The sequence below is a fragment of the Pseudomonas sp. PAMC 25886 genome, from assembly GCF_000242655.1.
Taxonomy (GTDB): domain Bacteria; phylum Pseudomonadota; class Gammaproteobacteria; order Pseudomonadales; family Pseudomonadaceae; genus Aquipseudomonas.
On the sequence record NZ_AHHC01000029.1, the window covers coordinates 120,202 to 143,654 of the forward strand.

18 protein-coding genes are annotated in these 23,453 nt (G+C 61.5%); 16 read left to right on the plus strand and 2 right to left on the minus strand.

The window, feature by feature from the left end; genetic code table 11:
- Positions 1-203: 203 nt before the first annotated feature.
- Genes glnE through MUM_RS0109405 form a run of 8 tightly spaced genes read left to right on the plus strand, consistent with a single transcriptional unit; the run spans position 204 to position 10,147 of the window.
- A complete protein-coding gene (gene glnE, locus MUM_RS0109370) occupies positions 204-3,143 on the plus strand; it encodes a bifunctional [glutamate--ammonia ligase]-adenylyl-L-tyrosine phosphorylase/[glutamate--ammonia-ligase] adenylyltransferase (protein WP_010169278.1) in 2,940 nt (979 codons plus the stop codon).
- A 57-nt stretch (positions 3,144-3,200) separates the two neighbouring features.
- A complete protein-coding gene (gene waaF, locus MUM_RS0109375; protein ID WP_010169279.1) occupies positions 3,201-4,235 on the plus strand; it encodes a lipopolysaccharide heptosyltransferase II in 1,035 nt (344 codons plus the stop codon).
- Position 4,236: 1 nt separating this feature from the next.
- Positions 4,237-5,295: a lipopolysaccharide heptosyltransferase I gene (gene waaC / locus MUM_RS0109380; RefSeq protein ID WP_010169280.1), complete on the plus strand. Its 1,059-nt coding sequence runs from the start codon at positions 4,237-4,239 to the stop codon at positions 5,293-5,295.
- A complete protein-coding gene (locus MUM_RS0109385; protein ID WP_010169281.1) occupies positions 5,295-6,419 on the plus strand; it encodes a glycosyltransferase family 4 protein in 1,125 nt (374 codons plus the stop codon). The genes waaC and MUM_RS0109385 overlap by 1 nt, the downstream gene beginning before the upstream one ends.
- Positions 6,416-7,222, plus strand: a complete 807-nt coding sequence (gene rfaP / locus MUM_RS0109390) for a lipopolysaccharide core heptose(I) kinase RfaP (protein ID WP_010169283.1) — start codon at positions 6,416-6,418, stop codon at positions 7,220-7,222. The genes MUM_RS0109385 and rfaP overlap by 4 nt, the downstream gene beginning before the upstream one ends.
- Complete coding sequence (locus MUM_RS0109395) at positions 7,222-7,956, plus strand: lipopolysaccharide kinase InaA family protein (protein ID WP_010169285.1); 735 nt, start codon at positions 7,222-7,224, stop codon at positions 7,954-7,956. The genes rfaP and MUM_RS0109395 overlap by 1 nt, the downstream gene beginning before the upstream one ends.
- Positions 7,953-8,705, plus strand: coding sequence for a lipopolysaccharide kinase InaA family protein (locus MUM_RS0109400; protein ID WP_010169287.1), 753 nt, complete (start codon positions 7,953-7,955; stop codon positions 8,703-8,705). The genes MUM_RS0109395 and MUM_RS0109400 overlap by 4 nt, the downstream gene beginning before the upstream one ends.
- A complete protein-coding gene (locus MUM_RS0109405; protein ID WP_010169289.1) occupies positions 8,705-10,147 on the plus strand; it encodes a lipopolysaccharide kinase InaA family protein in 1,443 nt (480 codons plus the stop codon). The genes MUM_RS0109400 and MUM_RS0109405 overlap by 1 nt, the downstream gene beginning before the upstream one ends.
- Before the next feature lie 65 nt (positions 10,148-10,212).
- Here MUM_RS0109405 and MUM_RS0109410 read toward each other — a convergent pair whose 3' ends face one another.
- Positions 10,213-12,303, minus strand: a complete 2,091-nt coding sequence (locus MUM_RS0109410) for a TonB-dependent receptor (RefSeq protein ID WP_029615821.1) — start codon at positions 12,301-12,303, stop codon at positions 10,213-10,215.
- A 157-nt stretch (positions 12,304-12,460) separates the two neighbouring features.
- Here MUM_RS0109410 and MUM_RS0109415 point away from each other — a divergent pair, with 157 nt between their 5' ends.
- From MUM_RS0109415 to MUM_RS0109445, 7 genes are all read left to right on the plus strand, one after another.
- Positions 12,461-12,793, plus strand: coding sequence for a YceK/YidQ family lipoprotein (locus MUM_RS0109415; protein WP_010169294.1), 333 nt, complete (start codon positions 12,461-12,463; stop codon positions 12,791-12,793).
- A gap of 53 nt (positions 12,794-12,846) precedes the next feature.
- Positions 12,847-13,200 carry a YceK/YidQ family lipoprotein gene (locus MUM_RS0109420; RefSeq protein ID WP_008439144.1) on the plus strand — a complete coding sequence of 118 codons (354 nt, stop codon included), beginning with the start codon at positions 12,847-12,849 and terminating at the stop codon, positions 13,198-13,200.
- A gap of 154 nt (positions 13,201-13,354) precedes the next feature.
- On the plus strand, positions 13,355-15,112 hold the full coding sequence (locus MUM_RS0109425) for a carbamoyltransferase family protein (protein WP_008439143.1): 1,758 nt from the start codon (positions 13,355-13,357) through the stop codon (positions 15,110-15,112).
- The gene (locus MUM_RS0109430) at positions 15,113-16,009 is read left to right on the plus strand and encodes a GNAT family N-acetyltransferase (RefSeq protein WP_010169297.1); all 897 of its coding nucleotides are present in this window, start codon (positions 15,113-15,115) and stop codon (positions 16,007-16,009) included.
- A complete protein-coding gene (locus MUM_RS0109435) occupies positions 16,006-17,412 on the plus strand; it encodes a PIG-L deacetylase family protein (RefSeq protein ID WP_010169298.1) in 1,407 nt (468 codons plus the stop codon). Before MUM_RS0109430 ends, MUM_RS0109435 begins: the two co-directional genes overlap by 4 nt.
- 86 nt (positions 17,413-17,498) lie before the next feature.
- Positions 17,499-18,647 carry a glycosyltransferase family 4 protein gene (locus MUM_RS0109440; RefSeq protein ID WP_010169299.1) on the plus strand — a complete coding sequence of 383 codons (1,149 nt, stop codon included), beginning with the start codon at positions 17,499-17,501 and terminating at the stop codon, positions 18,645-18,647.
- The gene (locus MUM_RS0109445; protein WP_010169300.1) at positions 18,644-19,528 is read left to right on the plus strand and encodes a glycosyltransferase; all 885 of its coding nucleotides are present in this window, start codon (positions 18,644-18,646) and stop codon (positions 19,526-19,528) included. Before MUM_RS0109440 ends, MUM_RS0109445 begins: the two co-directional genes overlap by 4 nt.
- Before the next feature lie 66 nt (positions 19,529-19,594).
- On the opposite strand, the gene MUM_RS0109450 is transcribed toward MUM_RS0109445, so the two are convergent.
- The gene (locus MUM_RS0109450; protein WP_029615822.1) at positions 19,595-21,472 is read right to left on the minus strand and encodes a bifunctional O-antigen ligase/aminoglycoside phosphotransferase family protein; all 1,878 of its coding nucleotides are present in this window, start codon (positions 21,470-21,472) and stop codon (positions 19,595-19,597) included.
- Positions 21,473-21,631: 159 nt separating this feature from the next.
- On the opposite strand from MUM_RS0109450, the gene msbA reads away from it, so the two are divergent.
- Positions 21,632-23,437 carry a lipid A export permease/ATP-binding protein MsbA gene (gene msbA / locus MUM_RS0109455; RefSeq protein WP_010169302.1) on the plus strand — a complete coding sequence of 602 codons (1,806 nt, stop codon included), beginning with the start codon at positions 21,632-21,634 and terminating at the stop codon, positions 23,435-23,437.
- Positions 23,438-23,453 lie beyond the last annotated feature (16 nt).

Consider the following 23,453-nt stretch of genomic DNA (forward strand, 5'->3'; position numbering starts at 1 on the left):
GACTGAGCGGATTGCTCGGTCTAGCTGGCGAGCATAATCGTTATTGTTGGTCATTTGCGAACAAGAAAAGGTGAAATCTTGATGTTGCCTGCCAAATTAAATTTAATTTCAGCTATTTATAACCTTTGTTCGACAGTCCTTCACCGAGCGTGGTTCTTGCGTTCACAGCAACGAGCCATTTACGCGCCGATCAAGGATAGACCATGAGCCTTCCCGTGCAGGCCGAATTGCCGGCCATCCTGCTTCCATTTGCCAAGCGGGCCGAGCAGTCATTTCGTGACGCCGTGGCCGGATTGGACGGCGATAATGGCCTTTCTGAGTGGACGCCGCAACGTTGGGCTGACTTTGCCCGTGTGTGCGCCGCCAGTGATTTCGTCATTGAACAGAGTGTTCGTGACCCTTTGATGTTGCTCGAACTGGTGGCCTGGGGCGAACTGGACCGCATGTTTGCCCCCGGCGAGCTGTGCGGCCAGATTGCGGCTGCAGTGCAACAAGCTGAAACAGAAGACGAGCTGGGCCGCGTGCTGCGCCGTCAGCGCACCCGCCAGCAAGTGCGGATTATCTGGCGCGACCTGACCCGACAGGCGGACCTGGTGCAAACCTGCCGTGACCTCTCGGACATGGCCGACGCCAGCATCGACCAGGCTTACCAGTGGTTGTACCAGCGCCACTGCGTCCTGTTCGGCACGCCCACCGGCCGTCGCAGCGGTGAGCCGCAGCACATGGTCATCCTCGGCATGGGCAAGCTCGGCGCCGTGGAGTTGAACCTGTCGTCCGACATTGACCTGATCTTCGCCTACCCCGAAGGCGGCGACACGGTGGGCGTCAAGCGCTCGCTGGATAACCAGGAGTTCTTCATCCGCCTTGGTCAAAAACTGATCAAGGCCCTGGACCCGATGACCGTCGACGGCTTTGTATTCCGCGTCGACATGCGCCTGCGGCCCTACGGCTCCGCCGGGGCGCTGGTGCTCAGCTTCAACGCGCTGGAGCAGTACTACCAGGACCAGGGCCGCGACTGGGAGCGCTACGCGATGATCAAGGCGCGGGTGGTGGCCGGTGATCAGGTAGCCGGCGCGCAATTGCTCGACATGCTGCGACCGTTTGTCTACCGGCGTTACCTGGACTTCTCCGCCATTGAAGCGCTGCGCACCATGAAGCAGCTGATCCAGCAGGAAGTGCGGCGCAAGGGCATGGCCGAGAACATCAAGCTGGGCTCGGGCGGCATCCGTGAAGTCGAATTTATCGCCCAGGCGTTCCAGCTGATTCACGGTGGCCGCGACCTGAGCCTGCAACAGCGCCCGCTGCTAAAAGTGCTGGGCACGCTGGAAGGCCAGGGCTACCTGCCGCCGGCGGTGATCGCCGAGCTGCGCGATGGCTACGAATTCCTGCGCTACACCGAGCACGCGATCCAGGCGATTGCCGATCGCCAGACCCAGATGCTCCCGGACGGCACCGAAGACCAGGCGCGGATTGCCTTCATGATGGGCTTCCCGGACTGGACCGCGTTCCATGAGCGCCTGATGTACTGGCGTGGCCGGGTGGACTGGCACTTCCGCCAGGTGATCGCCGACCCGGATGAAGAAGAGGGCGAAGAAAGCGAGCTGGTGGTGGGCGGTGAGTGGTTGCCGCTGTGGGAAGAGTCCCAGGACGAAGAGGCCGCTTGCCGGCAGTTGCAGGAAGGCGGCTTTACCGACGCGCCCAAAGCCTTGAAAACCCTGGCTGGCCTGCGCAGCAGCCCGCAATTGCGCGCCATGCAGCGCCTGGGCCGCGAGCGTCTGGATGCGTTTATCCCGCGCCTGCTGGCCCAGGCCGTCGAGCACGCCAACCCGGACCTGGTACTTGAACGCGTATTGCCGCTGGTGGAGGCCGTCGCCCGACGTTCCGCGTATCTGGTGCTGCTGACGGAAAACCCCGACGCTTTGCGCCGGCTTTTGACCTTGTGCGCCGCCAGCCCGTGGATTGCCGAGCAGATCACCCGCTTCCCGCTGTTGCTGGACGAATTGCTCAACGAAGGTCGCCTGTTCAAGCCGCCATTGGCGCCAGAACTGGCGGCGGAGTTGCGCGAACGCCTGACACGCATCCCCGAGGATGACCTTGAGCAACAGATGGAAGCCCTGCGTCACTTCAAGCTGGCTCACCGCCTGCGGGTGGCCGCCTCGGAAATCGCCGGCAGCCTGCCGCTGATGAAAGTCAGCGACTACCTGACCTGGCTCGCCGAAGCCATCCTCGAACAAGTGCTGGCCCTGGCCTGGCGCCAGACGGTCGCCCGGCATGGTTCGCCGCAGCGTGTGGACGGCACCTTGTGCGATCCCGGCTTCATCATTGTCGGTTATGGGAAAGTCGGCGGCATCGAGTTGGGGCATGGTTCAGACTTGGACCTGGTGTTCATCCACGACGGCGACCCGCAAGCCGAGACCGACGGCGTCAAGCCAATCGACGGCGCGCAGTTCTTTACCCGGTTGGGCCAGCGGATCATTCACCTGCTGACCACCCAGACCAACTCCGGGCAGTTGTATGAAGTGGACATGCGCCTGCGGCCCTCGGGCGCGTCCGGTTTGCTGGTGAGTTCCCTGGGCGCGTTTGCGCGTTATCAGGAAAACGAAGCCTGGACCTGGGAACACCAGGCGCTGGTGCGTGCGCGGGTGCTGGTGGGCAGCCAGGATGTCGGCCGTGCTTTCGAGCAAGTACGGGCGCAGGTGTTGGGCCGCGCGCAGGATCTGGACAAGCTGCGCCAGGAGGTCAGCGAGATGCGCGCGAAGATGCGCGACAACCTCGGCACCAAGTCCACGGCGGCGGGAACGGCGGCGAATGCCTTCGAACCCACGGTGGCCTTCGACCTCAAGCAGGACGCCGGAGGTATCGTCGATATTGAATTTATGGTGCAATACGCGGCTTTGGCGTGGTCTGCGCAACATCCATCGTTGCTGCGCTACACCGACAATATCCGCATTCTGGAAGGGCTGGAGCAGGTCGGGCTGATGCCCGCCGCCGATGCCCATTTGCTGCGCGAGGTGTATAAAGCCTACCGTTCCGCCGCACACCGCCAGGCCTTGCAGAACGAGGCCGGTACGGTGGCCGGGGACCAGTTCGCTGACGAACGGCGCCAGGTGCAGCGTATCTGGCATGAACTGGGGTTAAGCTGAAGCACTATAAATAAGGCGGGGAGGCATGAGCCTCCCCGTATCGTTTGTGGAAACTACATGAATATTCTGATCGTTGGGCCCAGTTGGGTCGGTGACATGGTGATGGCGCAGACACTGTTCCAGTGCCTCAAACAGCGCCATCCCGATTGCCAAATCGACGTGCTCGCCCCCGAGTGGAGCCGGCCGATTCTTGAGCGCATGCCCGAAGTGCGTCAGGCCTTGAGCTTCCCGCTCGGCCACGGCGCGCTGGAACTGGCGACCCGTCGACGTATCGGCAAGTCCCTGGCCGGCCAGTACGATCAGGCGATCCTGTTGCCCAACTCGATGAAGTCGGCACTCGTGCCGTTCTTCGCCGGCATTCCCAAGCGCACCGGCTGGCGTGGCGAGTTTCGCTATGGCCTGCTCAATGACGTGCGCAAGCTCGACAAGGCCCGCTACCCGCTGATGATCGAGCGCTTCATGGCCCTGGCCTACGCGCCGGGTGCCGAACTGCCTACGCCTTATCCGCGCCCGAGCCTGCAAATCGACCCGGTTACCCGCGACGCCGCCCTGGCCAAGTTCGGCCTGGAGCTGGACCGTCCGGTGCTGGCGCTGTGCCCTGGTGCCGAGTTTGGCGAGTCCAAGCGCTGGCCGTCGGAGCATTACGCCAAAGTCGCGGAGATGAAGATTCGCGAAGGCTGGCAAGTCTGGTTGTTTGGCTCGAAAAACGATCATTCGGTGGGCGAGGATATTCGCCAGCGCCTGATCCCGGGCCTGCGTGAAGAGGCGGTCAACCTCAGTGGCGACACGTCCCTGGCCGAGGCCATCGACCTGCTGTCCTGCGCTGACTCGGTGGTGTCCAACGACTCCGGCCTGATGCACGTGGCGGCCGCGCTGAATCGCCCGCTGGTGGCGGTGTACGGCTCGACGTCGCCAGGGTTTACCCCGCCGTTGGCCGACCAGGTCGAAGTGGTGCGCCTGGGCCTGGATTGCAGCCCGTGTTTCGATCGCACCTGCCGTTTCGGCCACTACAACTGCCTGCGCCAGTTGCTGCCGCAACCCGTCAGCGACGCCTTGCAGCGGTTGCAGGGCTCCGTGGTCGAGGTCCGTTAAGTTGCGGGTTCTGGTAATCAAGACCTCATCCCTGGGCGATGTAATTCATGCCTTGCCGGCGTTGACCGACGCGGCGCGAGCGATCCCCGGCATCCGGTTTGACTGGGTGGTGGAAGAAGGCTTTGCCGAGATTCCCACCTGGCACCCGGCGGTGGACAAGGTGATTCCGGTGGCGATCCGCCGCTGGCGCAAGAACCTCTGGCAGACCTTCAAGAGTGGCGAATGGCGGCGCTTCAAAAAGAGTGTACAGTCGACCAAATATGACTTGGTGATCGACGCCCAGGGCTTGCTGAAAAGTGCCTGGCTGACCCGCTACGTGCGTGCTCCGGTGGCCGGCTTCGACAAGCAGTCGGCGCGTGAACCGTTGGCGGCGCATTTCTATTCCCGGCGATTGGCCGTGGCCCGTGGGCAGCATGCGGTGGAGCGCTTGCGCCAACTGTTTGCCGTGGCCCTCGGTTATGACCTGCCAAAAGGCCTGGGCGACTACGGCCTCAGCGTCGAAAAACTGCTGGGCCTGCCGCCGAAAAAACCGTTTGTACTGCTGCTGCACGGCACCACGTGGGACACCAAGCACTGGCCGGAAGCCTACTGGCGCGATCTGGCCGAGCGCATGGACCGTTTTGGCGTGGACGTGAAATTGCCGTGGGGCAATGCCGTCGAAAAAGCCCGTGCCGAACGGTTGGCCAAAGGCCTGAAAAACGCCGAAGTGCTGCCCAGGCTGAACCTGGCGGGCGTGGCCCGTGTGCTGGCAGGTGCCAAGGCGTGTGTCGCGGTAGACACCGGCCTCGGCCACCTCGCCGCCGCGCTGGATGTGCCGACGATTTCCCTGTTCGGCCCGACCAATCCCGGCCTGACCGGCGCCTACGGCAAGGCGCAGATCCACCTGGCCAGCGACTTCCCGTGTGCGCCGTGCCTGCAGAAGAAATGCACCTATCAACCGACCGCCGAAGACCAGCGCCGGTTTGATATCAAGCGCGAGTGGCCACTGTGCTTCACTCGCCTGAACCCTGAGCGTGTCGCAACGCGATTAAGCACGTTGTTATTGGCTGAGGAACACTGATGCAACTGGCTTTTGTCCTCTACAAATATTTCCCCTTTGGTGGCCTGCAGCGCGACTTCATGCGTATTGCCCTGGAGTGCCAGCAGCGCGGCCATCAAATTCGCGTCTACACGCTGATCTGGGAAGGCGATGTTCCACCGGGCTTTGAAGTGTTGGTGGCGCCGGTCAAGGCGCTGTTCAATCATCGGCGCAACGAAAAACTCTACGCCTGGATCCAGGCCGACCTGGCCAAGCGCCCGGTTGACCGTGTGGTGGGCTTCAACAAGATGCCGGGGCTGGATGTGTACTTTGCCGCCGACGGTGTGTTCGAAGACAAGGCACAAAACCTGCGCAACCCGATGTACCGCTGGTTCGGTCGTTACCGGCACTTTGCCGAGTACGAGCGCGCGGTGTTCGACAAGGGCACCAAGACCAAGATCCTGACGATCTCCCGGCAACAGCAGCCGTTGTTCACCCGGTATTACGGCACCGAGCCTGAGCGCTTTCATCTGCTGCCGCCGGGCATTGCCCGCGACCGCCGCGCGCCGCCCAACGCTGCCGAGATCCGTGCCGAATTTCGTCGCGAATTCGGCCTGGCGGACGATGATTTGCTGCTGGTGCAGATCGGCTCGGGCTTCAAGACCAAGGGCGTTGATCGCAGCTTGAAGGCCGTTGCCGCACTGCCATCGAACTTGAAGAAGCGTACCCGGCTATTTGTAATCGGCCAGGACGACCCCAAAGTATTCCAGTTGCAGAGTGCCGCGCTGGGCCTGGGCGATCAGGTGCAGTTCTTCCAGGGCCGCAGCGATATCCCGCGTTTCCTGCTGGGGGCCGACTTGTTGATTCACCCGGCCTACAACGAGGCGGCCGGCAATGTGCTGATCGAAGCGGTAGTCGCCGGCCTTCCGGTGCTGGTGAGCAAGGTGTGCGGCTACGCGTTTTACATCGACGAGGCCCAAAGTGGCCGGGTGTTGGACGAGCCGTTCGAGCAGGCCCAGCTCAATCAGTACCTGGTGGATATGCTCGACGACCAAGAAGCGCGCGCGGCCTGGAGCCGCAATGGTCTGGCCTTCGCTGAGACGGCCGACCTCTATAGCATGCCGCAGTACGCTGCGGACCTGATTCTGGCGGAGCCAAACCGATGAAGTTGATTCTTGCCGAACCGTTCAAGACCCTGTGGGCCGGATGCGATGCGTTCGCCGAAGTCGAGAAGCTGGACGGCCAGGTGTTTCGTGAGCTGGCCGCGCGCCGTACCCTGCGTACGGAAGTGGAAGGCCGCCATTATTTTGTAAAGATCCACCGGGGAATTGGCTGGGGTGAAATCCTCAAGAACCTGATCACGGCCAAGTTGCCTGTCTTGGGCGCAGGCCAGGAGTGGGACGCGATCCAGCGTCTGCAGGAACTCGGCGTGCCCACCATGACCGGCGTGGCCTTTGGTGAAAAGGGCAGCAACCCGGCCGATCAGCACTCGTTCATCGTCACTGAAGAGCTGGCGCCTATCGTCAGCCTTGAAGACCTGACCATGGACTGGGTCAAGCAGCCGCCTGTGCCGGCGATTCGTCATGCCTTGACCGTTGAGCTTGCGCGCACGCTGGGCACGATGCACCGGGGGGGCGTGAACCATCGTGATTGCTACCTGTGCCACTTCCTGTTGCACACCGACCAACCGGTTACCGTGCACAACATCAAGCTCTCGGTGATCGACCTGCACCGTGCCCAGGTGCGTTCGAAGATTCCACGGCGCTGGCGTGACAAGGACCTGGCGGGGCTTTATTACTCCGCCCTGGAGATTGGTTTGACCCGGCGCGACAAATTGCGGTTTCTCAAGGCCTACTTCCAGCAGCCTTTGCGCCAGATCCTGAGCGAGCAAAGCGCGCTGCTGGCGGCGCTGGAACGCATGGCCGCCAAGCTTTACGCACGCAAGCAACGATACGGGGATGCGCTCTGATGGCGGGTTGGAACCTGGAACCTGCTTACGCCGCCCTGGCGGATGACTTTGGTAGCCTGGAGGCGGTGTTCGCCTTGCAAGGGGAGCGCCTGACCCGCGATCCGTTGTCCGAAGTGATTCGCGTGGAGCGCGGCGGGGTCAACTATTACGTCAAGCGCTACGTCGGCGCGGGCAAGGGTTTGCGCCGCTACCTGGGCAAGCCACGGGTCAAGTCCGAATGGCAGAACCTCAAGCGTTTCGCCAAGTGGGGCATTCCTACCGCCGACGTGATTGCCTGGGGCCTGGAGCGTAAAGGCCTGGCTTATCACCGTGGCGCGATGATCACCCGCGAACTGCCGAAGACCGAAGACCTGTCGGCATTGGCCGAGCGCAAAGACCCGCGACTGTCTGACCCGGTGTGGGTCAATAACATCAGTCGCCAGCTCGCTGAATACACGCGGACCATGCATGACAACCGGTTTACCCACAACGATTTGAAGTGGCGCAACCTGTTGGTCGACGACCAGCAAACCCTGTACCTGATCGATTGCCCCAACGGCGATTTCTGGCGCGGGTTCTGGCTCAAATACCGCATCACCAAGGACCTGGCTTGCCTGGACAAGGTCGCCAAGTATCACTTGTCGGCCACCCAGCGCCTGCGCTTCTACATGCAATACCGTCAGCGCAAGCACTTGAGTGCGTCGGATAAACAGCGAATTCGCCACGTGGTGAAGTTTTTCGAGGGGCGAGAATGAGCGATTTCCTGGCGGCCGAAGACCGAGCATTGCTTGAGCGCAACGGCCTCGGCACTTTTGACGCGCTGTGGGCCAAGCAACTGGATGCCGTGGACGAGCCCAATACCAGCCGCGGCGGTTGGAGCAGCGTGTTTCGCCTCGAACTCGAAGGCCAGGGTTATTACCTCAAGCGCCAGAGCAACTACTTGACGCGCACCTTGCACCGGCCGTTTGGCGAGCCGAGTTTTGCCCGTGAGTTTCGTAATATCAGCCGCTATCAAAAGCTGGGTATTCCGGCGTTGCAGGCGGCGTTTTTCGGTGAGCGCAAAGTGGCGGGCGAACATCGGGCGATGTTGCTGACCCGGGCGCTGGATGGCTGGAATGACCTGGATTCATTGCTGGAGCAATGGGCTGAATTGAGCGGCGCGCAACAGCGCGCGATCCTGTTGGCCTGCGGTCAGTTGGCGCGCCGGCTGCACAGCGTGGGCCAGGTACATGGCTGTTTTTATCCCAAGCATATTTTCCTGCAGGCCGCCGGCGACGGTTATGCGGCGCAGTTGATCGACCTGGAGAAAACCCGCCCGTTGTTGTTCGGCTGGCGTGACCGGGTCAAGGACCTGGAGCCACTGTTGCGCCGTGCGCCGCAGTGGTCCGACGATCAGGTTCGCCAGCTATTGGCGGCGTATCTGGATCAGCCTGAGGACAGTGCGTTGGTCGCAACGTGGCACCAACGGCTGGCGGCCCGGCGCAGTCACAAGGAGAACCGCTGATGCGTTTGTCCGAACTGAAAAGTGCCGGCCGCGCGCCCAGTCTGCCTCTAAGCATCGAACTGGCTGATGCTGCCGGTCCTGGCCAGTTGCAACTGCTCAGCCTGTTGCGGGTATTGCCGGGCCAGCGCTATGTCGGCGCAGCGGTGTGGCGTGGGCGCCCGGTGCTGGCCAAGCTGCTGGTGGGCAGCAAGGCGGCGCGGCATTTTCAGCGCGAACTCAAGGGTGTGCGGCTGCTGGCCGAACGAGGCCTGACCACGCCGCTGTTGTTGGCCGATGGCCTGCAAGAGGGCGAGGGCGGTTGGCTGCTGTTTGAGTTTCTGGAAGGCGCCGACAGCCTGGCTGATGCCTGGCACGCCGTTGAAAGTTTGCCGCCATTGGCCGACGAGCAACAGGCAGTGCTGGCCGAGGCGTTGGGCGCGATTGCACAAATGCACGCCAAGGGCCTGTGGCAGGAAGACCTGCACCTGGACAACCTGCTGCGCCAGGACGGCAAACTGTATTTGATCGACGGTGCCGGGATCCGCGTCGAAGAGGCGGGCAAGCCGCTGTCCCGCAGCCGGGTGCTGGAAAACCTCGGGGTGTTTTTCGCGCAATTGCCGAAAAACCTCGAGCCGTTTACCGAAGAGTTGCTGGTGCACTACCTGCTGAGCAATGGCGAACACGCGTTGCCGCTGGAAGCGTTGCAGAAGCAGGTGCGCAAGGTCAGCGTCTGGCGCTTGAAGGATTTCCTGGGCAAGGTGGGCCGTGAGTGCACGCTGTTCAGCGTGATGCGCGGGCCGTTTGCCCTGCGCGCGATTCGGCGTGAGGAAGAGGCGGCGATGCTGCCGGTGCTGGAGCAGGCCGATGCGCTGCTTGACCAGGGCCACCTGTATAAAACCGGCGGTGCGGCCAGTGTCGCCAAGGTCGAGGTGGCCGGTCGGCCGTTGGTGATCAAACGCTACAACATCAAGGGTTTTGCCCATTGGCTCAAGCGCTTCTGGCGCCCGAGCCGGGCCTGGCATTCGTGGCGCGAGGGCAATCGCCTGGCGTTCCTCGGTATCGCCACGCCCAAGCCGCTGGCGTTGCTGGAAAAGCGTTTCCTGTGGCTGCGCAGCCGGGCTTACCTGGTGACCGAGTATCTGCCCGGACCAGACATCATTGAGCGGTTTGCGCCGTATGTTGATAGTGGCGAGGCGCCTGAGGCTGAGTTGGTTGCCCTTGATTACCTGTTCGCAGAGCTGATCCGCGAGCGCATCAGTCATGGGGACTTCAAGGGCCATAACCTGTTCTGGCACGAGGATCGCTGGGCGCTGATCGATCTGGATTCGATGTGTCAGCATGGCTCCTTGAGCAGCTTTGCTCCGGCCTATGCCAGGGATCGGGCGCGGTTTATGCGCAACTGGCCTGAGAGCAGTGCGTTGTATCGGGTGATTGATCAGCGGTTGCCGAAAGAAGTGGGTTAGGGGTTTAGGGCCGCTGCGCGGCCCAACGGGAGCAAGCTCCCTCGCCACAGGTCCGGTGTCAGTTGCTAAAAGGTGTACTCGGTACCGGCGCCTGCGTACCACGAGCGTCCTGGCGCTGCTTCGTAATAGCGGCCGTTGCCGTCCCCGACAATCACCGACCCTACGTATTGGCGATCCAGCAGGTTATCCAGGCGCAGGGTTTGGTGAAACGTCCAGTGTTCCACCTTCTGCTCAAAGCGCGCGCGCCAGTTGAATACGCTGTAGCCCGGCGCCGCGTGTTGCTGGTTGGTGTCTTCGACGTAGACCTTGCTGCGGTACATGCCTTCCAGGGCGGTGCTGACCCAGTCCCGGGGTTTCCAGTTCAGTTCGGCGAATAGCGTGGTTTGCGGCACCCCGGGGAGGTAGTTGCCTTTGTCCACGGGTTTGCCGCCGCCGACGAAGTCGCTGTCGTAGGTGGCTTGCAGCCGGGTGTAGGCGATGTTGGTGCTCCACTGCTCGCTGAGCTGGCTTTCGATGCCCAACTCGAAGCCCCGGCGCAGGGTGCGGCCGGCGTTCTGGTAGCTGGTACGGCCGCCGATGGACTGGTCCACCACCAACTCATCCTCGGTGGTGATCTGGAAGACGGCGGCGTTGACCCGTGTGTCATTCAGCTGTGCTTTCAGGCCCACTTCATATTGCGTGCTCTCGGAGGGCTTCAGGCCGAAGTTGAACCCTTCGATATTGCCCGGCGCATACGCCAGTTCCGCCTGGGTGGGGGTTTCGAAACCCTTGCCGGCGCTGACATAGCCGTGCAGCTCGGGCGTGAAGGCGTACATCACGCTCACGGACGGGGTGTTCTTCTGGTAAGTCTTGTTGCCGCTGGAGTCGCCGTTGCTCAGGAACTGGTCGTCGACGTCCAGTTCCATGGTGCTGTGGCGCACCCCGGCTTGCAGGGTCCAGCGGTCGATGGCCCAGTTGGCCTGGATGTACGGATCGAGGCTGCGGGCCGTATCGATTTCATCCCGGCGTAGCTGGCCTTTTACGCCCAGGGTGTTGCCGCTGTAATTCTGATAGCCGTGGCGGCTGTCTTCGCTCTGGTCGAAATCCACGCCGGTGATGATCATCAGTTCACCCGGCACGCTGTCGATCGGCTGCATCCAGCGCACGGAGCCACCGTAGAACTTGCGGTCGAACTGCACCACGCCGCCGCCGCGTTCGTTTGCGGGTGTGCCTTTGGGAATCGACAGGTACTGAATCACGCTGCGGCGTCCGGTGTAGGCATTCACCTGCAAGGTTGCATCGCCAAAATACCGCTCGTAGTTCATCCCCACTTGCTGGTGGTCGATGCTTTTGCGGGTGTTGTACAACTCCGCAGCGCTGCTCACTGAGCGTGGGTCGGCTTTGTACGCGTCCCAGGTCTGCCCCAGCGGATCCTGTGTTCCGTTCTGCTCGAGGCTGCTGTAGATCAGCGCCAGTTTGCTGTCGTCATCCGGCTCGAAATTCAGCTTGGCGAAGGTCTGGTCGCGGCGGGCGCTGCTGTGATCGCGGTAGCCGTCGGTGTCCATGCGCGAAGCATCGAGCACGAAGCCTGCGCCGTCTGCTGCGCCTTCAGCGGTCAGGTGGTTCTTGCTCAGGCCGTCGCTGCCCACCAGGGTTTCGGCGCCGATGCGCGGCGGGCCTTCGCCGTTGCGGGAAAACATCTGGATCACACCGCCTGCGTTGCTGCCGTAAAGCGTGGCGGCCGGGCCGCGCAGGACTTCAATGCGCTCGGCGGTGTCGAGGTTGAACGTGGCGGCCTGGCCCTGGCCATCCGGGGTGCTGGCGGGGATGCCGTCAGCGATCAGTTTGATGCCGCGTACGCCAAACGCTGAGCGGGCACCGAAGCCGCGGGAAGAAATCTGCAAGTCCTGGGCATAGTTCTGACGATTTTGCACCACCAGGCCGGGCACGCGAGACAGGGCTTCCGAGGCGTTGATGCCCAGTTGGCCGTCGCTGATCTGCTCACGGCTGATGCTGTCCACTGAATAGGGCAGGTCAAACGACGGGCTGGCGCTGCGCGAGCCGGTGACCACGCTGGGGTCCAGGACCAGTGGCGCTTCATCGGCCTGGGCGCTGCTGTACAGGCCAAGCAGTCCGGGAAGCAGCATCGCAAATCGAGTGGGTACAACAACTTTCATGAGTAAACCAGCATCCATGGCGCACAAAAGTGCGCGAGTTTAACGATTCAGCCAGCTTTTGCCATTTCGGAATCTTCTTACATGGCGCGGCGGTGAGTGGGGTCTGGGTTGCCAATAGGGCCGATGTTAGCGTTGCCGGCCATTCAGAGGGCTCGCCATGACGCTAAAAATGACTGCCGCGCTAAGCATTGGAATCCTTGTGTTGAGCGGCTGCGGAACGGCCAATACGCTGTTGCGCGAAGATGCGGCGGCGGCACGTGAACTCAGGAAGCAAAAAACCTACTGTCAGTCGATTCCCCGTGTCTACAGCGGTGTTGCCTTTGATTTCTGCCTGCTGCACGCCGCGCCGGACCTCACTGGCGTGCTGATGCCATTCGTTCTATTGGATATAACGGTCTCGGGCATTGTTGATACAGTGGTCCTGCCCTATACGGTCTACAAGCAAGGTACCGATGGCAACATCAGTATCTATTGGCGCCCTGGTTCATAAACGGATCCAGCAAGATTGTATGGGGCAGGGATGAATGCCCACACTTATGCCAAATGGAGTTGTCCGTGAGTCTTGCAACCAGAGTCCTTCTCGCCGCTGTACTGGTATCCACCACCGGTTGCGGCACCATCAACACGGTGTTTCGCCCAGACGCCGTCGCCAGCCAGAACCTCAAGGAATCGCGCAGTTATTGTGAAAACGTGCCGCGTATCTACAGCGGGGTGATCTACGGTTTTTGCACATTGAACGGCGCACCCGACACCACCAAAGAGCACACGCGTGATGCCTCCGGCTCCCTGCCGATCTTCGCCGCCGAGCTCGTGGCCTCCGGCTTGCTCGACACCCTCGTGCTGCCCTACACGGTCTACCGCCAGAACAGGGACGGCAGCATCGAGATTTTCCGCTAGGCCCGCAGTGACAACCGGTCGCCACAATCCCTAGATCATCACGGGACGTGTTTACGCTATAATCCCGCCCTTTAGCTGTTTCTCGCCCAGGCGGGGAGCACACTTTTTTCAGGCGTGACGCGCCTGCATGCAGACTAAAAGAGGCTAGACCCCTGTGGCATTGACGATTCTTGGCCTGTCCGGCGCCCTTAGCCATGATCCTTCCGCAGCCTTGTATATCGACGGCAAGCTGATCGCGGCCGCCGAAGAAGAGCGTTTCGTACGCGACAAACATGCAAAGAACCGCATGCCCTACGAATCGGCAAAGTTCTGCCTGGAACAGGCCGGTATCAAGCCTTCCGACGTTGACGTGGTCGCGATTCCATTCGCCCCCATCAGCCTGTTCGGCGAGGCCCGCTGGCACTATGCCAAGCGTTACTGGTACGCCCCGGACCGCGCCCTCGACGCGATCCTGATGGGCAACCGTCGCTACAAGCGCTATCGCAACAAGATCGTCTGGTGCCTGGAGCAACTGGGCTTCGATCCGAAAAAAATCAAGATCGAACCGGTTGAACACCACCTGGCCCACGCCTCCAGCGCCTATCACTGCTCGGGCTTCCAGGAGAAGACCGCGATCCTCGGGATCGACGGCAAGGGCGAGTACGCCACGACCTTCTTCGGCTACGGCGAAAACGGCAAGATCCACAAGATCAAGGAATTCTACGATCCGGACTCCCTGGGCGGCCTGTATGGCGCGATCACCGAGTTCCTCGGCTTCGAGATGCTCGACGGTGAGTTCAAGGTCATGGGCATGGCGCCGTATGGCGATGCCAGCAAGTACGATTTCTCGCGTCTGGCCTCCTTTGAAAACGGCGAGCTGGTGATCAACACCGACTACGCCAACGTCATCGGCCTGCGCCGCTACAAAGAGAAGGGCAAGGGTTTTTACTTCTCGCCAAAACTGATCGAGTGGCTGGGGCCAAAGCGCGAAGGTGACATCGCCGACGAGCCGTACATCCACTACGCGGCCAGCATGCAGGCACTGTTCGAGAAGCTGGCGTTGCAGATGATCGACCATTACCTGGGCGACATCCTCAAAGACACCGGCAAGCTGGCCTTCGCTGGCGGCTGTGCGCTGAACGTCAAGCTGAACCAGAAGATCATCGCCCGTGACGACGTCAAGGAGCTGTTCGTGCAGCCGGCGTCCGGCGATGCCGGCACCGCGGTGGGTGCGGCAGCCTACGTGTCCCACGCCCGTGGCGTACCGGTAGAGAAGATGGAACACGTCTATCTCGGCCCGTCCTACAGCAACGAAGACGTGATTGCCGCGTGCGCCAAGCACGAGAGCAAGCCGGTCTGGCGCAAGATCGAAAACATGCCCAAGCGCATCGCCAGGATCATGGTCGACGGCAACCCGGTGGCCTGGTTCCAGGGCCGCATGGAGTTTGGCCCGCGCGCCTTGGGCGGGCGTTCGATCATCGGTTGCCCGAGCGCGACCGGCGTGGCTGACCGGATCAACCACCAGATCAAGTTCCGCGAGCGCTGGAGGCCTTTCTGCCCGTCGATGCTCGACACCGTCGCGCCACAGATGATCAAGGTCGATCACCCGGCGCCGTTCATGACCTTCACCTTTGAAGTGTCGGAAGAGTGGAAAACCCGCGTGCCGGAAGTGGTCCATGAAGATGGCACCTCCCGCGCCCAGGTGCTCAAGCGCGAGTACAACCCGCGCTACTACGACATGATGAAAGAGCTGGAAGTACTGACCGGCAACGGCGTGTCGCTGAACACTTCGCTCAACCGTCGTGGCGAAGCGATGATCTGCTCGCCCACCGACGCGCTGAACATGTTCTTTGGCTCCGACCTGCAGTACCTGATCATGGAAGACATCCTGGTGGTCAAGGACGGCGTAGACCCTTATGACGCTGTGGTTTAAATGCTGAACCGCTTCCAGGGCTGGCGTGAACGTGGCTGGACGCCTGTCGAGGCCGAGGTTTACGCCCAGGCCTGGCAGCGTTTTGGCGGCAGCGTGGCGACTCATCCGCAGATTATCGAGCGGCTGGCGCACCTGGCACAGATTCCCGTGCGTTACCTGGGCTGGGAGCAGGATGGCGAGCTGAAAGGCGCGATTGCCACCTGGGGGCGCGACCTGGCCTTGTCCAAGGACGTGCTCAAGCGCAAAGGCAAAAAAGGCCTGTTCGATCTGGGTAACGCCGAGATCATCCTGCCGATTGCCGCCGATGCGCAGTTGCCGTTGCGCCATCGCGCGCGTTATCTGTCGGCGCTGAATGAAGGGCGCGTGAGCACCCTCAAGCCCCAGGCCGAGCAGTTGGCCATGGCGCGCACACCGGAAGAACTGTCGAAGAAGTTTCGCTACAACCAGCGTCGTGAATTGCGCTTGCTGGAAGAGGCGGGCGGCGTGGTGCGGGCGGTCAGCGAGTTTTCCAGCAGTGAGTTGGCGGCGATTTACTGCGACCTGTTCCAGCGACGCTGGGGTTTCCCTGCAGCGGGTGCCGAGCGTCTGGCCGAAGTGCTGGAGTTGCTCAAGGAATTTCTGTTCGGCTCGGTGCTGTTTCTCAATGACGCCGCGATTGCCGTGCAACTGGTGTATCAGGTGCAGGCGCCGGCGTGGGTCAGTGCCGAGTACGTCAACGGGGGTGTCGACCCTGAAACCAAGGCGTTCAGCCCCGGTAGCGTGCTGAGTTTCCTCAACACCCAAAGTGCCTGGGAACAGGCGCGGGCGAGTGACAAGCCGCTGCGTTTCTCCTTTGGGCGTTCCGATCGTGAATACAAGGAGCGCTGGTGCAACCCGGTGCCGGTGTTTAGCGTATGAGCCGCAAGCAGCAACTCCTCAAGCAGCATCGACGCAACAAGCGCATCGCGCTGTTGGTTGGCCTGTTGCTGCTGGTGGCGGTCGGTGTGCTGGTGGCCTGGTGGTTACCGCCGGTGCTGGCCGTGGTGCTGTGGGCCGCCCATGAAGCCTGGTTTGCCGATCACCTGTTCTACTCGCCTAAAGACGACTATGAGTACGCGTTTCCCGAGGGGAGCGAGTGCGCGGGGCTGCGTCTTGAGGCGGGGCGGCTGGTGTTGGACACGCCCTTGGTGGGCGATGAAACCCTGATCGTCGGTATTGAGCTCAAAAGCGCCTGGCTCGGACGTTTTCTCGACCCCGCAATAGATGTGCTGGGCCTTGAGACGCCGGACCGGCAAGTCTTCGAGCGTGGCGTCGCGGGTCGGCGTTACCTCAACCTGACCGGCGCGGGCGAAGCACTGGCCGCCGGCAAGCTGCGTTTGCGCGGGCGCTTCTGCCGGATCAAGGGGCAGCCGACGCTGTGGCGGTTCCGCCAGCCGGATTACCGTCGCCAACGGGTGATGGTGATCGCCCCTCATGCCGACGATGCCGAATTGGCCGCCTTCAGCCTTTACAGCCAGGCCGATGAGAGCTGGATCGTCACCCTCACGGCGGGCGAAATCGAAGCCGATCACTATCAACAAATGGGCATGCCCAAGGCGGATGCCGCACGGCTCAAAGGCCGCCTGCGTGCCTGGGACAGCGTTACCGTGCCCCGCTGGGCGGGCGTTCCCGAGGCGCAGTGCGTGCAGTTGGGTTACTTCTGCATGCAGCTACCGGCCATGCAGGCCGCGCCGGACCAGCCCCTGGCCTCCCGGGAAGCCGGTTTGGACGATACGCGGCTGTTTCGCCAGTTCAATACCTTGGCCTTGCCCGGGGATGTAGACGGCGCGCCGACCTGGCACAACCTGATTGCCGACCTGCGGGCCTTGCTGCTCAAGGCGCGCCCCCAGGTGATCGTGTTGCCGACGCCGCTGCTGGATCCGCACCCGGATCATATCTGTGCGCACGCCGCGATTCTCGAAGCCCTGCAAGGCCTGGAGTGGCAGCCGGGTACATTGCTCGGTTACGCCAATCACCTGCATGATAACGACCGCTGGCCCATGGGCGACTCGGGCGCTGGCGTGGCGTTGCCGCCGCGTTTTGATACCACGGTTGAGCTGGTGCCGTGCAGCTTGCCGCTGACGCTGAGCCAGCAGCAGGACAAGGCCATGGCCCTTGGCATGATGCACGACTTGCAGCCGCGGGCGCCGTTCAAGCGTCGCGTGCGCAGGTGGTTGCAGCAATTACTGGCGGGCCGCAGTCCATCGCCTTACGGAGAGAATGAATTCTTCCGCAAAGCGGTGCGCCGTCATGAGTTGCTCTGGGTGTTGAAGCAGGATTGAGACCTTATTGAAGGCAGGCTTGCAGTGCCTGCCGCCCCTTTTTCACCGGGCTGCGTGCCCGCAGCCAGATTGCAGCATGGAGAGTTATGAAGCCTCGTTTCAAGGTTTTGCAGTTACAGCCGGACTACAACGTCAAGACCCATGACTTTGCCGACCTCGGCGAGCAGATCGTCAAGGCCTTGCCGGCTGAACGTTTCGAGGTCACATCCGGGTTCCTCAGCGGCCGTCCGCTGCCCGGCCAGCCCCTGAGCGTGGCTGAACACTCCCATTATTTCGAGCTGCCGGAAAAATCCCTCAAGGGCATTCGTTTCGGCGCCATGTGGCAGATCTACAAGTATTGCCGCGAGCAGAAATTCGATGTGGTCATCTGTAACCGCTTCAAGTCGGTCAACATGATGCTGTCCCTCAACCGTTGGCTGAAGATCCCCCTGTGCATTGGCATCTCCCACGGTTTTGGCGAGTACGCCCGTGGCTACCGCCGCCGCCAGACACAGAAGTGGGTCAGCCCGGCGTGGCGGTTCGTCGGCGTATCAGAGGCGGTCAAGGATTACCTGGTGGACCTAAACTGTGGGTTCACCCGTGAAAACACCACGTATGTCACCAACGCTATCGACATTCCCCAGGCTGAAGCCTTGCAATTGCCTCGCGATGAAGCACGCAAGGCTCTGGGCTTGCCGCTGGATGCACGGATGATTGGCGCCCTGGGCCGACTGGTGCCAATCAAGGGCCATACCCATTTGCTGCAAGCCTTCGCGACCCTCAAGGACAAATACCCTGAGGCCCAGGTGGGCATTATCGGCTCTGGCCGCGCCGAAGCAGACCTGCTTGCCGACATCGAGCGCCTGGGGCTGACCGGCCGTGCGCACCTGCTGGGCTTCCGTGAAGATGGCATGAAGTACGTGCGCGGTTTCGATATCTGGACTATGCCGTCGCTGTTCGAAGGCCTGGGCCTGGCGTTGCTGGAAGGCATGAGCGGGCATCTGCCGGTCATCGCCTCCAACGGCCCGGCGATGTTGCCGTTGGTGCAGGGGGCGGGCGGCCTGTCCCATGACCCGGGCAATGTCGAGCAACTGGCGGCGGCGCTGGACACTTACCTGGCGCTGAGCGACGAAGAGCTGCGCGCCAAGGGCGAACAAGTGTTCCGCTACCTGGAAGAAAACCACACCCTGGACGAGTTCCGGCACAAGTATTTGAACCTGATCGAAACCGGTCTGCGTGAAGTAGGTAGAGCATGAGTCTGCAGCAACCCCTGGTCACAGTGATCATTGCGTCTTACAACCACGGCCCGTACATCGAGCAGAGCATCCTCAGTGTGCTCGGCCAGACCTACCCCAACATTGAGTTGCTGGTGGTGGACGATGGCTCCAAGGATGACAGCGTGGAGCGCATCCAGCGCTTGCAGGCCGAGCACGGGTTTGATTTCCAGGTCCAGCAGAACCAGGGCCTGACCAATACCCTGAACGGCGCCATCGCCCGCGCCAAAGGCAGCCTGATCGCGCCATTCGGCTCCGATGACATCATGCTGCCCGAGCGCATTGCCACCCAGGTTGCCTACATGGAAGGCAAGCCGAAGGTGGGCATCTGTGCCGGCAATATCGAGTTGATTGACGGTGACGGCAAGCCGTACCCGGAGAAGAAGCAGCGCCGCGATCTGCCGTTTCGCAGCCTGGATTTCGATGACCTGTTCATGGATCGCAAGCCCTTTCCCCCGGCACCGACCCTTATGATCCGCCAGCAGGCGCTGGAAGAGGTCGGCGGTTTCGATCCGCTGATTCCGCTGGAAGACTTGCTGATCGAATTGAAGATCACCCACGCCGGCTACACCATCGACGTGTTGAACGTGGTGATGGCGCGCTATCGCCAGCATGCGACCAACACCTACAAGAATCATCGCTACATGATCCAGAACATCCTCAAGACCTACGGGCTGTTCAGCGATCACCCTGCCTATGATCAGGTTCGCTACAACTTCCTGAGCTCGATGTTCCTCAAGACGGCTGACCGCGACCGCCCATTGGCGCGGGAGATCCTCAAGCAGATTCCGTTGAAGTTCTGGGGTCGCAAGACCTTGCGTGGGTTGGTGCGGTTGTACCTGGCACCGCAGCGCAATTCATAGGGCTTTGGCCGGGCCATTGCGTTCACCGCAATGGCCCGGGGCCTGGAACCCCGGCGATTCAAATCATCACTTGGCCGGGTTCGCTACCTGCGCGACCGGACGATTGAGCTTCAGCACCTGCTCACGGATCTTCGCCGTGGCGCTTGGCGAGGCCGCCGAGGCATAGCCCTTGGCCAATTGCTCGAAATGGGTTTCGAACAGCCAATTACGGTCTTGTGGATAACGTTGCATGTGCCGCAGGTTGCGCTGGCGCAGGGCGTTACGCAGGGCTGACGGGTAGATTCGCATGTCGGCCACGTCGATCAGGCCGAACTCGCCGTCATCCATCAACAGTACGTTGCCCAGGTGCAGGGAGCGGAAGTAGATCCCGCGCTCGTGAAGCTGGGCCATGAACCCGCCGAACCGCTCAATCAGCGATTCCCGCAGGCTACTGTCCAGGCTTTGCAGCGCTTGGCGCAGGGTCAGGCCGGGCAGTGGCTGATAGCGTACGGCGCTGCTGGCATCCTGTAACTGGTAGAGATTGAGGATGATTGGCGATGGAACGCCCAAGGCTCGCAGTTGCTCGCTGTTGCTGGCGAAACGCTCCGAATAGGGGTTGAAGCTGCCTGAGGTATACCAGCGACGTGGGCGGAACAGCTTGAGGAAGCTCCCGTCTTCCAGGCGCAGGACCTTTGGGCCCAGGCCATCGGCTTCAATCACGTGAGCATTGGTGCACAACTGCTCGAAATCTTGACGCTTCAGGCTTTGAACGGGCATGCGCAGCAGGCTGCGGCGACGCTGGGCGATGCTCAGTCCGGCGATCAGTGCCAGCGGGATCCATAGCAGAAACCAGTGCTCTTTTGGTCGCGAGAGAATCCCGCCGCCTTCGGTCAGGCCGGCACCGATGCCGTAGGCCAGCAATGATGAGGCCAGGATGAACAGCGGTTGTGCGCGGGCCTTGAAACTTTTGTACAAACCCCAAACGAGCATGAAGGCCCACGGGATGAAGCCAATGATGCCGACGTAGTACAGCACACCCAGAGCAAAGCTGTGGGGTTCGCGCAGTTGATACCCGTCGGCAAGCGTCAGGTACAACTCTGAGTCGTAGCTGTGGCCGATCCAGGGGTGCTGGGCGATACGCTCAAGTGACATGCCCCAGAGTTCGAAACGGAACGAGCTGCCACGATTGGTGATCAGTTCGGGATAGAACAGCAACAGCGCCGCAGCTCCCAGCGCCATACAGGCGATCAGCAGGGCCGAGCGCCGATTGCGAGTGATGAAACTCATCCAGAGCACGGCGAGGACCAGTGCAACCAGCGGCGTTCTCGAACCGGTGGCCAGCACCGCGGCGGCCATGATTGCCAGCGCTGGAACGCTGAACCAGAGCACGTGGGGACGCTTGGTGGTCATGCATACGTACAGCCAGTACACGCAGAAGAATCCGAATACGTGAGAGCTCAGCAGCGGATTATCAAGAGCGCCACGCCCGCCGATCATTCGCGAGCCATCCGAGAGGTGGGGAGCAAAAGCCACCAGGCTGCAGGCGCTCGATATCAGCGCAATCAGCGCGGCACAGAAGAAGATCGGCTTGAACAGTTCGCTGCGGTAATGCAACAACAGTCCGAAGCCGACAAACAACGTGAAGGTATTCGGTGGCCGCTTGAACAGGTCGGAGTCTGTCGTGGCCTCAGGGCTCCAGAGCAGGCTTGTGAGCGCCCAGCCCGAGAAAACCAGGAAGGCAATCGCCAGGGGCTCGCGCAATACCTGCTTGAATTCCGTCGGGCGCAGGCACAGCAGCAACAGTGTCGGCGCGGCGAACAGCAGGTAGTAGAACCTGTGCAGGACATTTCGATTGGTGACAAAAAACAGCGAACTCAGTAGCAACAGCAAGCCTATGGGCAGAATCCACAAACAGAGGAAGTCGAAAACGCGATTTGAGCCATATGTAAGGCGCTTGGAGTGCATACAGAAAAGCCGTTCCAGAATAAAGAAAGCCGACCATACTAAAGTAGTGGCTATATAATGTCGCCCGTTGGATCCAACGGGGCCGCGGTTGTGCCGCGTGCAAGTACAACAGAGAAGCTGTGCTAAAGTCAGCCTCCTTTTTCAAAACCGCCGCGTGATATGACCGACTCCAGTCCGAGCGCAAGCCCTTCGAGCTTGAAAATATACTTCCGCCTGCTCAGCTACGTTAAGCCCTATGCCGGCTTGTTCGCGTTGAGTATTGTCGGCTTTCTGATTTTCGCGTCGACCCAGCCGATGCTGGGCTACATCCTCAAGTACTTTGTCGATGGCCTGTCCAACCCCGAAGCGGTGTTGTTCCCCACGGTGCCTTTCCTGCGTGACCTGCAATTGCTGCAGGCCGTGCCGTTGCTGATCATCCTGATCGCCGCGTGGCAGGGCCTTGGCTCGTTCCTGGGCAACTACCTGTTGGCCAAGGTTTCCCTGGGCCTGGTCCACGACCTGCGGGTGCAGCTGTTCAACAACCTGCTGACCCTGCCGAACCGCTACTTCGACAATCACAACTCCGGGCACCTGATTTCCCGCATCACCTTCAACGTGACCATGGTCACCGGTGCTGCGACGGATGCCATCAAGGTGGTGATTCGCGAAGGCATGACGGTGATCTTCCTGTTCGCCTCGCTGCTGTTCATGAACTGGCGGCTGACCCTGGTGATGATCGCCATCCTGCCGTTGATTGCCGTGATGGTCAGCACCGCGAGCAAGAAATTTCGCAAGCAGAGCAAGAAGATCCAGGTCGCCATGGGTGACGTGACCCACGTCGCCTCGGAAACCATCCAGGGCTACCGCGTGGTGCGTAGCTTCGGCGGCGAGGTGTATGAGCAGAAGCGCTTCCTCAAGGCCAGCCTGAGCAACACCAACAAGCAACTGCGCATGACCCGCACCGGCGCGATCTACACGCCGGCGCTGCAACTGGTGATCTACAGCGCCATGGCGGTGTTGATGTTCCTGGTGCTGTACCTTCGCGGTGATGCGTCGGCGGGCGACATGGTGGCCTACATCACGTTGGCCGGGCTGCTGCCCAAGCCGATTCGCCAGCTGTCTGAAGTCAGCTCGACCATCCAGAAAGGCGTGGCCGGTGCCGAAAGCATTTTCGAGCAGTTGGACGAAGACGTGGAAGTCGATCGCGGCACCATCGAGCGCGAGAAGGTCAGCGGTCGCCTGGAAGTGCGCAACCTGAACTTCACCTACCCAGGCACCGAGCGCCATGTGCTCAAGGACATCACGTTCACCGCAGAACCCGGGCAGATGGTTGCCCTGGTAGGGCGTTCGGGCAGTGGCAAGTCCACCCTGGCCAGCCTGATCCCGCGTTTCTACCACCACGAGAGCGGCGAGATTCTGCTCGATGGCGTGGAGATCGAAGACTATCGCCTGCTCAACCTGCGCCGGCATATCGCCCAGGTGACCCAGCACGTGACCCTGTTCAGCGACACCGTGACGAATAACATCGCCTACGGTGACCTGGCCGGCGCACCGCGGGCCGATGTCGAGGCGGCGGCGGCCGATGCCTATGCCAAGGACTTCATCGATCAACTGCCCAAAGGCTTCGATACACAGGTCGGCGAAAACGGTGTGCTGCTGTCCGGCGGCCAGCGCCAGCGCCTGGCAATTGCCCGTGCCCTGCTCAAGAACGCGCCATTGCTGATCCTCGACGAGGCGACCTCGGCGCTGGACACCGAGTCGGAGCGCCATATCCAGGCGGCCCTGGACAAGGTCATGCAAGGCCGTACGACGCTGGTCATCGCCCACCGCCTGTCGACTATCGAGAAAGCCGACCTGATCCTGGTGATGGACGATGGCCGGATTGTCGAGCGTGGTACCCACGGCGAACTGCTGGCGCAAAACGGCTATTACGCCCGCCTGCACGCCATGGGCCTGGACGCACCGATCCCGGCCGACATCACCTGATCTGTAGGAGCCGGCT